Raw genomic sequence first — 12,989 nt, 5'->3', positions numbered from 1 at the left:
TCCCGGGCGGGCGTTGACCGACACATGACGCGCGGTCCCTTTCGGCTCCCCCGGGCCCGACCGGGCGGACCCGCCCGCGGCGTCCGTTCAGCCGAGCAGGAACGTCAGCGTGAACAGGACCGGGATGGTGAGGAAGGTGCTCAGCAGCACGGCCTCGCGCGCCATCGCCTCTCCCGTGTCGTACTGGACGGCGTAGGTGAAGATGTTCTGCGCGGTCGGCAGGGCGGCGAGCACGACGACCGCGAACAGCGCACCGCCGTCCAGGCCGAACGCGAACGCGCCCACCGCCCACGCGACGAGCGGCTGCCCGACCGACTTGAGCGCCACCGCCGCCAGCACGGGGCCGCGCTCGGGGCCGCGCCCGGGGAAGGCGCTGCCGTTCAGGGAGATCCCGAACGCCAGCAGCATGGCGGGGACCGCCATCCCGCCCACGAGGTCGAACGGTTCCATGAGCGGGGCGGGCGGGGTCCACCCCGACGCGGACACCAGGACACCCGCGAGGGACGCGATGACGATCGGGCTGCGCACCGGAGTGCCCAGCGCCCGGCGCAGGATCGGCACCACCCCGCGCACGTCCCCGGCGGACAGGTCGAGGACGGTGAGTCCCACGGGCGCCATCACGAGGAGTTGCATGAGGAGGATGGGGGCGACCAGGGAGGCGTCGCCCAACACGTACGCGGAGATGGGGATGCCCAGGTTCCCCGCGTTCACGTAGGAGGCGGCCAGGGCGCCGATCGTGCCGCGGCCCAGGCCCCACCGCCGGACGGACGCCACGACGACGAACGCCAGCGCGACCACCAGGACGCTGGCCACGCTGGCCAGGACGGGGGTGGACACCAGGGAGGAGAGGTCGGCGCGGGCGAGGATCGTGAACATCAGCGCGGGGCTGGCCACGTAGAAGGCGAGTCGGGTCAGGACGTCCTTGGCGCCGGGGCCGAGGATGGGGATCCGTCCCAGCATGTACCCGATGACGACGACGCTGGTGATGACACCGAACCCTACGATGACCCCGGACAATCCGCGCTCCTCGTGCGAAACCGCGACACGGCCGCGCAAACGCTATCGGAGACGGCGCGGAAGCGACACGGCGCGGGTCACACCGGCGGCCTGGCGCGGGTCACTCCTCGGCGGGGTCCGGGCTCGGCTCCTCCGAGGGCTCGGCGTCCTGCTCCCGCTCCTCCTCCGCGGCCTCCTCCTCGGCGGCGGCGGCCTCGGCGCGCGCGGCCGAGCGACGCGTGCACACCTCCTCGGCGGCGGAGGCGGAACCGTCGACGGCGACCACGGTGAAGCAGTACTCGCCGTAGGTGTCGGCGGTGGTGATCTGCGCGGAGGTCACTCCGGCCCCGGTCCGGGCGAGGGTCGCGGGTTCGTGGTTCTGGCGGCCCCCCACGACGAAGAAGGGCGCGGTGCCGCCGCTGTTGTCGGTCCAGCTGAGCCGCACGGCGTCGAGGGAGTCCTCCAGGAGCACGTTCGCCGGGGCGCCGATCGCCTCCGGGACGGTCGGTTCGACCGTCTCTCCCGCGTCGTCGCCGCCGCTGGCCTGAGCGTCGGCTCCCGCACTCGGTTCGGCGGCGGGCTCCTCGGGCCCGGCGGCCGAGAGGACCGTGTTCCGGGGGCCGACGGACGCGAACGCCCCGGAGACGGAGGTGAGCAGGAGGATCCCGCACACCGTCGCGGCGAGGTGGAGGTTCTTGCGCCAGCGGACCTGGGCCGGGTCCGGGCCGGGGTCCGCCCACGCGGGGGCGTCGTCGCGCTGGGGGGCGGGACCGTCGTCGGGCAGGCGACCGGACTCGGCCGTGCCGCTCCAGCCCTCGACGCGCGACCAGGCGAGCAGGGGCGAGATCTCCTCGCCGCGCAGCTTGGCCATCATGATCTCGGCGGTGCCGCCCGCGTCGGTGGCGGGCAGCCGACTGCCGTGCTGGTCGTCGCCGGGGTCCGGGCGGGGTTCCCCGCGCAGCCGCTGGGCGCCCTCCAGGCGCGCGGCGGACGGCTGGGCGGGCCCGTCGGGCTGGGGCCGCGGCCACAGCGGGGCGTTGGGCGGGGCCGGCGGGGCGGCGGGCGCGCCGTGGGGCCCGGTGTCGGGGTGCGGCGGGGCCGCGTACGGAGGGGCGGGCAGGTGTTCCCGGGGCGCGTACGGCGCCTGTGCGCCGCTGGGCGCGGTGTGCGGGATCGTCGGTGGATCGGCGACCGGCATCACGGCGGTCTGGGGCGGCTGCGGCCCGCTGGGCGCCGCGTACGGGCCGGAGGGCGCACCGGTCAGCGGCGTCTGAGCGCCGCTCGCGCCGGAAACGGTCGTCGCGGGCCGCGACGTGCGTGCCTGTTCGAACGCGGCGGCGAACTCCGCGGCGCTCTCGTGGCGCTCGTCAGGGGACTTGGCCAGGGCACGCGTCAGCACGCCGCGGAGCTTGCGGGAGATGTCCTGGCGCCCGACCGGCTGCGCGTCCTCGGTCAGTACCCGCCGCGCGTACGCCTGGGCGTCGAACCCCTCCTCGGACGCGAACGGGGTGCGGCCGACGAGCATCGTCCAGATCGTCGACGCGAGCTGGTAGACGTCCGAGGCGGGCGTCCGCGGCTCGCCGCGCAGCGCCTCGGGGGACGCGTGCAGGAACGACTCCGACCCGGGGGGCGGCGGGGGCACGGCCGCGCCGATCGGGTGAACGGCGCCGAAGCCCGTCAGAACCGGGGTACGGCCCGCCCTCAGGACATTGCCCGGACTGACATCGTTGTGCACCAGACCCCGACCGTGCATGGCGCCCAGGGCCGCCGCCGCGCTGCGGGCGACCGCGGCCGCCTCCTGGATGGGAGCCGGTCCCCTGCGCGCGAGCATGTCGGCGAAGGAACCGTCCGCGTAGAACGGCAGTACCACGAACAGCTCACCCTCGGCCGTGGTGCCCGCGTCCAGCAGCGGCACCACACCGGGCACGCCGCTGAGGTCGCGCAGCCGGTCGAGCTCCGCGCGCCCCGGGGCGGCGGGCAGGACCTTGAGCACGACGTCGGCGCCGCTGGTCGAACGCGTCGCACGCACGATCCTGGCACGGCGCCCCTGGCGCAGCACCGTGGACGGCTCGTATCCGGGCGCCCATGCGGCGTGTTCGGAGCCGGACAAGAGTGAGCGACCCCCTTGCGGTGTTCGTGGTGGAGGCCCCAGCGGTCAGGCGTGGGGGATGGTGACGCGGCGGGTCACGGTCCTTCCGGCGGCGGTGGAGCCTCGGACGCGGGCTCCTGGACCATCTGCTGCCGGAGAGTGCCGAACCCACGTTCCTCGTTGACCTCCTGCTGGCGGCCGAACGCTCCGATGAGAGCGATGACCCCGCAGATCAGGGCGGTGAGGATGAGACCGCCGATCACCGCTGGCCACACCTGTTGCCGGCGCCGCCAGTAGCGGCTGGACCCGTACAGCAGAGCCGACCGCAGCTGGCGGTGGCGCAGGGCGTCCGCCTGGAGGACGTATTTCTCCTCGTCGGGCGTGTAGTGGAACGCCTCGGGGAGCTGCGGGTCCGGATCCGCTGGGGCCGGTGGCGGCGGTGTGGGGGAGGACATCGGCGATCAGCCTACTAGAACAGGCCGTCCAGGTAGCGGGTCAGCCGGCCGTACTTGTCGGCGGTGTCGCTGGTCGCGGCGATCATCTTCGCGAAGGCGGCGTTCACCTCGGAGAACTGGGCGTCGAACTCCTGGGCCTTGGCCTGGAACTGCGGGCTGCCGGAACCCTCCCACTGGCTGACGGTGCTCTCGGACTGCTCGTTGATCTGGCTCATGATCGCGGTGAAACGGCCCAGGTGCGCCTGCTGGTCTTCGGCCAGTCCCTCCAGTTGGCCGACATTGCCGTAGACGTCGAACTGGTTACCCATGAGTGTTCGCCTTTCTGCGGGGAAGGTGGGGGAGTTACGCGTTGACGGGGCGGGCGAGGCCGCCGAGGTCGTTTCCGGCCTGCGACATGTCGGCCGCGGAATCGGCGTCGGTGACGTTGAACTGCTGCTGGCCCTCGTTCAACGTGATTCCGTTCTGGCCGCACCAGGTCATGAGCTCGTCGAACCGTTCGGTGAGCGCGTTGCGGGCCGCACGGAAATCGTGCAGGGCCTGGCCCTGCAGCGCGTCGCCGTCGTTGGACATGTCCTGGATGAGCTGGTTCATCTGGGTGCGGAGGCCGTCGGACTCCAGGCCGAGGTTTTCACCGCCCGTCGAGAGTGCGTTGACGTTTTCGAGACCGGCGTGCTGGGACATCTGAAACCTTCCTTGGGGGAGGGGATCTGTGCGGTGTGCCCGTCCTCCGCGGGCACGGTGTTCCTCGTGGGGCGGAACACGGGAGGAGGGGGGATGACGGACGATAGTAAGGATCTCATCGGTGGGTCAATGCTCACGTACCCTTCGCGACTCGGCGGCCGGATTCGGCCAATGTGGTGATATTCATTGCGGATCACGGCCGCCCGCCACAACTGTCGACGAGGGGCGCGGGTGCACGGCGCCCGCGCCGTCACTCGCCGGGGGAGGCGCCGAACGTTTCGAGACGCCCCTCGAAGTAGTCGCGCGTCTCGCCGTAGCCGTCGCCGAACTCCCGGGTGAAGTCCTCCACCCATTCCCGCCCGGGCCCGGTGCGCTCGACGGGTTCCCCCGTGTGCGGATCCGCGCTGATGGCGGTGTTTCTCGTGGTGTCCATGATGTTGCTGATGGCATCGTCCATGCCGGCGAGCCCGGTGTCCTCGTTGTCCGACCACCGATCCGGATCCTTCTCGAAGGTCATCGTGACGGAATCGTCGATGACGAAGCCGTTGGCGATGTCGGACGCGGTCAGCACCTCGCCGTCGCGTTCGACGGTCAGGGCGCCACCGGCGACCAGGGTTCGCAGGTCGGCGCGTTCCGTGCCGCCGTTGAACGCCTCGGGGTCGTTGCGGACGAGGTAGTCCAGTGTCTGCGCGCCGAAGTTGCGCCGGATCGTCTCGTCGCTCGTGTAGGTGGGCAGGCGCGGGGAGATCTCGTACTCGCCGTCGATGATGGCGTTCACGATGCTCTCCCTGGCCAGTCCCAGCCCCTTGGACACCGCCGTGCCGATGACCGGGACCTTCTTCGTCAGATCGCCGGCCTCCCGGACCAGGAACTCCGAGATCTGCGTCCTGCGCTCGATCTGTTCGTCGAGGTCGGCGCTGCGGTCCTGCGACTCCAGGTACAGCGCCCGCTCCAACAGGCCCTGGAGCTGACCCGCGCCGCGTGCGGCGGTGGCCTCGTTCCCGCTCTCCAGGTAGGCGACGGCCTCGATCTGCTGGTAGACGTCGACGGAGTTGACCACGCGTCCGGCGGTTTGGTCGTCGCCCATCAGCAGCTGCATGAACAGGGCGCGTTCCCCGGCGCCCATACGGACGTGGTTCGTGCCCGGGGTGAAGTCGCCGACGCCGGTCACCGGTTCGTCGTCGGCGTCCAGGACGTCGCCGTTGGCGAAGCTGTGGACGTGCGCGTCGAAGACGTCGGCGAGGCTGTCGGCGAGTTCGCCGTTGAACTGCGTGAACGAGGCGTTCGAGTACTCGTTGTCGCCTTCGGTGACGTCGACTCCCGTGTTGGTGAGCGCCTCGTGCACGTCCGCGTCCGTGATGGTCCGCATGAACCCGGCGAACGCCTCTCCGGCGCGCCGGCTGGTCTCCGGGTCGTCGCTGTGCAGGTCCTCGGCGAGCCAGTCCGTGAGCTGGCGCGCGGTGCGGCCGTCGTCGTGCCATTCGTGGGTGAGGACGCCCTCCAGCGCCCGCGTACGGAGGTCCTCGTCTCCGTGGTCGACGCCCGCCTCGCCGCCCCGGTGCTCGCCGGTGAGCACGTAGTAGTCGGCGTCCTTGTTGCGGCTGGCGGCGTCGATGATGTGCGAGAGCTGCTCGGAGTCGGGCAGCACGCCATCGGGGTCGGGGATGTCGCCCCACGTGTCGAGGTAGGCGCCGGTGGACAGGTGGAGGTTGGTGGACAGGCCGTAGCCCGCCTCCAGGTCCTCGTCCGTGTACGCGAGCAGGTCGGAGAGGGACCTCATCTCCATGCCCAACGCCGTGGGTGTGCCCGGGGCCGAGTTCTCCGTGTCGGGGTTGGTCCACGTTCCCTCGACGGCGTGCCGGAAGCTCTCCGGCAGCCTGTCGTAGCCGCCGCCGAGCCGGGGGTCGGAGAGCGCGAGCAGCCCGTCGCCCAGCACGCCGAGAGCCCGCTGGCGCTCCTCGTCGCTCATGCCGGACTCCGCCATGAGCGCGGGGTAGGCCATGACGCCGGTGCCGGCGCCGTTGCCGCGGTAGGGCTCCTCCAGCTGGCGGTAGAACTCCTCCAGGAACGCGACCTCCTCGGCCGCGGGTTCCGTGCCGTCCCGCTGGTGCTGCCGGGCACTGGTCCCGACCATCGACAGTACGAGCATGAGCTCGTGGTAGCGGTCGTCCAGGGGTCTGTCGCCGGACCAGTACGCCCGCAGTTCCCCGGCGAACTCCTCGGCGTCGTCGGGGGTGAGGCCGCCGTCCTCGACGAGGGAGGAGTAGCGGGCGGGGTCGAGGTTGAGGAACGCCCAGCCGGCGTTGCCCGCCGCGATGAGCCTGCGGACGTTCTCCGGGGTCGGGCCCCGTTCGAGCATCTCCCGCGTCTCGTCGGCGGCGTCCTGGAGGGCCTGCCAGTTGGTCCGCTCGCGGGTGGCGAGCCCCTCCCGGACGCTGGCGAGCTCGTCGTAGAGTTCCCGGCACCTCCGCTGGTCCCCGGCGCCCCAGTCCGTGAACCACCAGCCGTCGACCTGGGGGTGGGACGCGGTGATCCGGTCGTCCTGGTACTCGGCGGGGACGGCCGCCTCCTTCTCGGACCTGCTGTTCTCCCAGTCGCTGATCTGGGCGTCGCGCTCGGTGTGGAAGGCCCTGACGGCGTCAGCCCACATCTCGGCGACCGAGGCGGCGTAGGTGACCGTGACGGCGGCGTCGCGCCAGTTCTGCACGTCCTCCTCGGAGAGGTTCCTGATGTCCCAGGCGATGACGTCGGTGAACTCGCGGGCCGCGGAGTCGAAACTCCCCCCGAGATCATCGGCTCGGCCGAGCACGCGGGCGTTGAGGACCTCCAGGTCCGCGGCGCACTCGTACATGGGGTCGGGGCCGGAGGAGAAGTCGCGGGGGTGGAAGGTCAGGGCGATGGTGGCCACGGTCGTCCTCGGGGTGGGTGGCGAACGGGGGGGAACGCGGGGGCACGGCGGTGGCGCGGGGGTCAGTCCCCGAAGTTGATGTCGCGGTGGGACTCCCAGGGGTGGTCGTAGTCCCGTGCGCTGTCCAGGTCGTTCACGGCGATCCGCCCCGAACCCGCCTGGATGTTGTCGGCCAGGGACAGGCCGTGCTCCTGGACGTCGATGAGCGCCTGGGCGGCTTCCTCCCTGAGCGCCCTGAACCCGGCCCTGACGTCCTCGTGGCCCGACGCCGACTCGGCGTCCTCCATGAGGATGTCGAACGTGTCGGCGAGTCCGGCCATGGCGGCGGCCAGGGTCTCCGCGTACTCACCGCCCTCCATCGCCTCGATCGTGTTGCCGCCCGCTTCGGTGCTCATGCGGGTCCTCCTTCGTGGGTGCGGGGTCACCGGGAGGGCGCGTCACGGCCCTCGACTCGCGGAATCCGCCCGCCGGGGGTGCGGGACGGAGGCCGCGGAAGCTTCGCCAGATGCGACGCGGCGGAGCCGCGCGGGGTTCCAGCGTGCCCGAGGCGACACGTGATCGGGTGGGGGCGGCGGGGGTTCCACAGATTTCACCGAGGAACGGGGTACCGCGAGGCGCTCAGTCGGAGGGGCTGGCGCTCGGCGCGTCCTCCGGGGCCTGCGTGGCCCACCGGACCACGAGCGGGTACCCGTCCATGGACGCGTCGTGGAACCGGGGGAAGGCCTCCTCCGTCCCAGTGACCCCGCCTTCCGCCAGGTCGACGCGGAACCACGCCTCCTCCGTCTGGAGCAGGACCGCGTCGCGCTCGGGCGACGGCGCGTACTGGAGCACCGGACCGCCCTCCTCCAGCAGCCGCGTCGCCGTGAACGCCTGGCCCTCCACGCTCACCAGGTAGGCGCCGCCCAGGGGTTCGGCTCCTGCGGGGGCGGTGCCCAGCACGGCGGTGCCCCCGCCCCAGACGGGGGCGTCGTCGTAGGTCTGCCACTGGCCTCCGCCGGCGGTGAGGGACGCGTTCACCACGGTGCCGTTGGTCCGCCGGACCACCAGGGTCCCGCCGTCCGCTCCGGTCATCTGCTCGGTCTGGACGCTGTTGCGGATGTGCAGCTCGCCCGTCGGTGTGAGCGCCCAGTCGCTCGGGACCTGGTAGTCGCCCAGCGGGAGCGTGCCCTCCTGGTTCGGCGTGCCGCCGGGGGCGTCCAGGGGCACCGACATCACGCGCGGCGGCTGCCCGTCCTGCTCGTCGTCGGAGACGTACCAGAGCCGTTCGCCCTGGATGACCGGCCGCGACAGCACCTCGCCCGGAGCCGCCGCGACCGACTCGACCGGCTGGTAGGTGATCCGCTCCGGCGCATCGCCCTCCTCGTCGGCGGCCCCCGTCGCGTCGACGTCCCCGGGGTCGGTCAGCGCGGCGACGGTGATCGTCGACGGTTCGGCGGTGGCGTAGGCGAAGAACCGCCAGTCCGCGGAGAACTGGGAGTGCACCGGCACGGACGGCGCCATGGGGTCCACCGCGCCCTCGGGCAGGCCGAGTTCGTGCACGGGCCGGCCGGTCGCCGGGTCGTGGAACACCAGGACCTGGTCGGTCTCCGGGTCCGCTCCCCCGTATCCGCGGTGCAGCAGCGCGAGTCCCGTGAGTCCCTGCTCGGCGATGTCCTCCACCGTCTCCGGGGGGTCGACCGGGCCCGTGGACGAGTCGTCGCAGGCGGTGACGGCCACCAGGCACACGGCCGACATCAGGGCGAGGGAACGCCGCACGAATCTGCCTTTCGGGGGAGGGAACGGTGGAGTTGCCACAAGTGGGACCAACCCGGACCTCCTATGGTTCCACCTCCCCGGGGCGGTGTGGGCGCCGCGACCGGAGTCGGCCACGGGACGCCGCTAGGCCGGGGGTTCGCTCCAGCCGACCTGCACCAGGTCGGGCCGCTTCCCGCGCAGCGCCAGCTGCGCGCGTCCCTGGGGCAGCGCCTTGGAGGCCACGCCGTTGGCCAGGCGCCCCTCCATCCGGTCACCCGAGAACAGCAGGCCCGGCGTGGCCATGTCGTTCAGCGCCTGGAGCACCGGCTCGAACATCGCCCGCGCCGTGCCGCCCGTACGCCGGGCCGCGATGACGTGCAGGCCCAGGTCGGCGCCCTGCGGGATGTACGGCGCCAACGGCGCGAGCGGGTTGCTGCGCGAGGCGATCATGTCCATGTCGTCGACCACGATGTACAGGTCCAGGCCCTTCCACCAGCTGCGCTCCCGCAGCTGCTTCGGGGTCACGTCCGGTCCCGGAAGGCGCTGCTTCAGCGACCCCGCCAGATTGTCCGCGACGGCCTTGGTCTGCTCCGCCGTGGTGCAGTACGCCAGCAGGTGGTCCTCCGGCACCAGCTCCAGGTGCGAGCGCCGGAAGTCCACCATGACGATGCCCAGCTCGGTGGCCGGGCGCCGCGCGATCTGCTTGACCAGACCGCGCAGCAGCGTCGACTTGCCGGTCTGCGGGTCGCCGAACACCACCAGGTGCGGGTCCCGGTCGAGGTGGGTCGTGACCGGGGCGAGCGAACTCTCCGCCATGCCCAGCACCAGTTCGCGCATCCGACCCCTGCCGCCCCTGCCTCCCTTGAGCAGCTCGTCGAGCTCCACCCGCTGGGGCAGCGTCCGGACCCCCTGCACCGCCTTCTGCGGCCAGCGTTCCCGGACCCGCTCGACCAGGTCGCGGATCCCGTCGGCCACGTCCTCGGCGTTGGCCGCGCCGTCCACCCGCGGCAGCGCCACGTGCGTGTGGTGCTCCTCCGAGGTCAGGCCGCGGCCGGGTGTGTCCTTCGGGATCTCCTCGGCGGCCTTGCGGCCGATCCCCGAGTCCATCGGGTCGCTGAGCCGCAGCTCGAAGCGCCCGCCGAACAGCGCCTGCAACCGGGACCTGATCTGCGACGACGCCGCTCCCGTCAGGATCGTGTGCACGCCCAGGGAGGGCCCGCGCGTCGCGATGTCCATGAGGAAGTCGTCGGCCGCGTCGAAGGAGTCCCGGACCGCCGACCACCCGTCGACGATGAGGAACAGGTCGCCCACCACGCTCGCGGGCAGCTTCCCCTCGGCCCGCGCCTGGCGCAGCGCCGCCGGGGAGTCCAGCTTGTGCTTGCGGAACACCCGCTGGCGCCGGTCCAGGTGTCCCGACACGTCGGTGAGGATCCGCTGCACCCGCTCGGGGTCGGCCCGGCCCGCCACACCCGCGACGTGCGGCAGTTCGTCCATCGCCTGGAGCGCGCCGCCGCCGAAGTCGATCGCGTACACCCCGACCCTGCCGGGCGGGTACCTCCACGCCAGGCTGGCGATGATCGTCCGCAGCAGTGTCGACTTGCCGGACTGCGGCCCGCCCAGGATGACGATGTTGCCCTCGCCGCCGGTGAAGTCCAGCTCCGCGGGGACCACCCGCTGCTCGCGCGGGATGTCGGTGAGGCCGATGACCGCCCTGGCCTCGGCCGGGTCCGGCTCGGCGCCCTCCCCCTCCAGGCCGTCGGCCTCCCCGAGGTCGGCCAGCACCGTGTCCAGGGTGAGCAGTTCCGGCAGCGGCGGCAGCCACACCGGCCGCACGCGCTCGGCGCCCGAGGCCACCAGCCGGTCCACGGTCACCTGGAGCGTGGTCCGCTTCTCCTGCCTGGGCCGCTTCTCCTCCTCCTTGGCCCTGACCGAGCCCACGAGCGAGTCCACCAGCGAACCCGCCCCCGTCACCTTCGCCAGGCCGTTGTAGGACAGCAGCGGCAGGACGGGTTCGTGCTCGTCCTTCTCCTCCCGCTGGGGCGGTTCGTAGGGCTGGGAGACCATGGCCGCCTTGAACCGCTCGAAGACGGAGGTGTCCACCTTGAGGTAGCCGGAGCCGGGCTCGGGCGGCAGGTGGTAGGCGTCGCCGACCCCGATCGCCTCCCGGCTCTCCGCCTCGGAGAACGTCCGCAGGCCGACCCGGTAGGACAGGTGGGACTCCAGGCCCTTGATCTTGCCCGACTCCAGGCGCTGGGTGGCCAGCAGCAGGTGCACCCCGATCGACCGGCCGATCCGGCCGATCGCCACGAACAGCTCCGCGAAGTCCGGGTGGGCGGTCAGCAGCTCGGAGAACTCGTCGATGATGATGAGCAGATGCGGCAGCGGCTCCAGCTCGGGGGCTGTCTCGCGCGCCGCCTCGTAGGCGTGCAGGTTGGGCAGGTTGCCCGCGTTCTTCAGGATCTGCTGGCGCCGGACCAGCTCGCCGAAGGTCGCCTCGCGGAAGCGCATAACCAGACCGTCGTCGTCGGCGAGGTTGGTGATGAGCCCGGCGCTGTGCGGCAGGCGGTCGGTGTCCGCGAACGTCGCGCCGCCCTTGAAGTCCACCAGCAGCAGCGCCAGGTTCTCCGGCGCGTGGTTGATGACCAGCGAGGCCACCATCGTCCGCAGCATCTCCGACTTGCCCGAACCGGTCGCGCCGACCACCAGGCCGTGCGGCCCCATGCCGCCGAAGGCCGACTCCTTCAGGTCCAGCAGCACCGTGTTGCCGCTCGGCCCGATCCCGATCGGCACCCGCAGGTAGTCGCCGGTGCTGCGCTTGCGCCACGTCCGCCGCGTGTCCAGCTGCGCGACGTCGGGCACGCCGAGGATCTCCGGCAGCCCGACGGTCTCGTGCATCGCGTCGTCGGAGTCGGCCACCGCGATCCCGTACGGGGCGAGGGAGCGCGCCAGGTTCGTCAGGTGGGCGACGCTCGACCGGTCGGCACGGCCCTCGACCGGGGTGTGCGCCGACTCCTCGCCCGCGCCCGGGTTCTCGGTGTCCTCGGCGAGGTTCCCGTCGGCGTCGACCGTCAGCCGCAGGTCGACGGCCTCCGGCTCCTCGCGTCGGTCGGCCACCAGGGCGATGACGTGGATGCCCAGGTCGGACAGGGAGGCCACGGGCGGCTCGGCGTGCAGGCCGGACAGTGTCGACTGGTGTTCGCCGTCGAGCACCACGACCAGCCGCCGCGTGCCCGGGCCCGGCGGCCTGCCGCGCCGCCGCTGGAGGTCGACCGTGCGGCGTTCGATCTCCTCGGACAGCAGTTCGGCGATCTGCACGGTGTTCCCGGCCACCAGCCGGGCGGGCATCGGGCCGTCCTGGGCCTCGTCGAAGGTGTTGTGCGGCAGCCACTTGAGCCACTCCCACCACGGGCGCAGCTTCTGGTCGCGGACCACGCCGATCCGCAGGTCGTGCGGGGAGTGGAAGGTCGCCAACTGCGCGATCATCGCGCGCGCCAGCCCGCGCCCGGCCTCGCGGTCGCCGACGACCGACACCACGCCGTAGGCGCTCAGCGGGACGACCAGCGGCATCTCCGGCACGTCCCCGTACAGCTCGATGAGCTGGTCGGCGGCCCCCTGGCAGACGGGGTCGTAGACGATGAGCGGGTTGGAGTTGTCCACCCGGAGCCTCAGGGCGCGGGACAGCGGTCGGGTCCCCGAACCCGCGCGCACGTCCAGGAAGTCGGGATCGGTGGCGCGCCGCTCCCACCGCCGGGCCCGCGAGCGCGCCGGTTCGGTCAGCAGCTCCGGGTCGGGGTGGCGGAACGCGTTGTCGGCGCGCTGCGTGGCGGCCACGTCCCGGACGATCTCGCGCAGCTGGTCGAGGTAGTCGACGTAGCGTTCCCGCTGTTCCCGGATGCGTTTGCGCGGCCCGTTGTGCTGGGCGACGAACATGATGATGCCGACGACCACGCTGGCCATCATGATCATGACGCCCGCCACCGCCATGAGGGGGCGGTGCCCCATGGTGATCGACATCAGCAGCGAACCGGAGCCGGTGATGATCGGCATGATGATCATCGCGCCCGAACTGGAGGCGGGCGGGTTCTCCGGCATCTGCGGCGGGGTCGCGATGACCAGGGGGGTGTTC

General features: G+C 72.2%; 9 protein-coding genes. All 9 read right to left on the bottom strand.

Annotation, left to right across the window (positions count from 1 at the left end; translation table 11 throughout):
- Positions 1-87: 87 nt before the first annotated feature.
- Positions 88-1,017 (bottom strand): AEC family transporter, encoded by a 930-nt coding sequence (locus ACIBFB_RS07580; RefSeq protein ID WP_397227359.1) that lies wholly within the window; start codon positions 1,015-1,017, stop codon positions 88-90.
- Positions 1,018-1,117: 100 nt separating this feature from the next.
- Positions 1,118-3,106 carry a serine/threonine protein kinase gene (locus ACIBFB_RS07575; protein ID WP_397227357.1) on the bottom strand — a complete coding sequence of 663 codons (1,989 nt, stop codon included), beginning with the start codon at positions 3,104-3,106 and terminating at the stop codon, positions 1,118-1,120.
- Between the two features lie 74 nt (positions 3,107-3,180).
- Complete coding sequence (locus ACIBFB_RS07570) at positions 3,181-3,540, bottom strand: hypothetical protein (RefSeq protein ID WP_397227355.1); 360 nt, start codon at positions 3,538-3,540, stop codon at positions 3,181-3,183.
- A 14-nt stretch (positions 3,541-3,554) separates the two neighbouring features.
- Entirely contained in the window at positions 3,555-3,848 is a 294-nt protein-coding gene (locus tag ACIBFB_RS07565; protein WP_397227353.1) for a WXG100 family type VII secretion target, read from the bottom strand.
- A 34-nt stretch (positions 3,849-3,882) separates the two neighbouring features.
- Entirely contained in the window at positions 3,883-4,221 is a 339-nt protein-coding gene (locus tag ACIBFB_RS07560) for a hypothetical protein (protein ID WP_397227351.1), read from the bottom strand.
- A gap of 250 nt (positions 4,222-4,471) precedes the next feature.
- Positions 4,472-7,129: a hypothetical protein gene (locus ACIBFB_RS07555; protein ID WP_397227349.1), complete on the bottom strand. Its 2,658-nt coding sequence runs from the start codon at positions 7,127-7,129 to the stop codon at positions 4,472-4,474.
- 62 nt (positions 7,130-7,191) lie between these two features.
- The gene (locus ACIBFB_RS07550; protein ID WP_397227347.1) at positions 7,192-7,524 is read right to left on the bottom strand and encodes a hypothetical protein; all 333 of its coding nucleotides are present in this window, start codon (positions 7,522-7,524) and stop codon (positions 7,192-7,194) included.
- A gap of 223 nt (positions 7,525-7,747) precedes the next feature.
- Positions 7,748-8,884: a hypothetical protein gene (locus ACIBFB_RS07545; RefSeq protein ID WP_397227345.1), complete on the bottom strand. Its 1,137-nt coding sequence runs from the start codon at positions 8,882-8,884 to the stop codon at positions 7,748-7,750.
- A 123-nt stretch (positions 8,885-9,007) separates the two neighbouring features.
- The gene (gene eccCa, locus ACIBFB_RS07540) at positions 9,008-12,973 is read right to left on the bottom strand and encodes a type VII secretion protein EccCa (protein ID WP_397227526.1); all 3,966 of its coding nucleotides are present in this window, start codon (positions 12,971-12,973) and stop codon (positions 9,008-9,010) included.
- Between the last annotated feature and the right edge of the window lie 16 nt (positions 12,974-12,989).

This window comes from Nocardiopsis sp. NPDC050513, assembly GCF_044457925.1.
In the GTDB taxonomy this organism is placed as follows: Bacteria; Actinomycetota; Actinomycetes; order Streptosporangiales; family Streptosporangiaceae; genus Nocardiopsis.
The sequence above is the reverse complement of the archived record's forward strand: the minus strand, read 5'-3'. Positions and strand labels throughout refer to the sequence as shown.

Coding starts and splice junctions, on each gene's coding strand:
- ACIBFB_RS07570 (WP_397227355.1), bottom strand. CDS start 3,540: ATGTCCTCCCCCACACCGCCGCCACCGGCCCCAGCGGATCCGGACCCG.
- ACIBFB_RS07565 (WP_397227353.1), bottom strand. CDS start 3,848: ATGGGTAACCAGTTCGACGTCTACGGCAATGTCGGCCAACTGGAGGGA.
- ACIBFB_RS07560 (WP_397227351.1), bottom strand. CDS start 4,221: ATGTCCCAGCACGCCGGTCTCGAAAACGTCAACGCACTCTCGACGGGC.
- ACIBFB_RS07550 (WP_397227347.1), bottom strand. CDS start 7,524: ATGAGCACCGAAGCGGGCGGCAACACGATCGAGGCGATGGAGGGCGGT.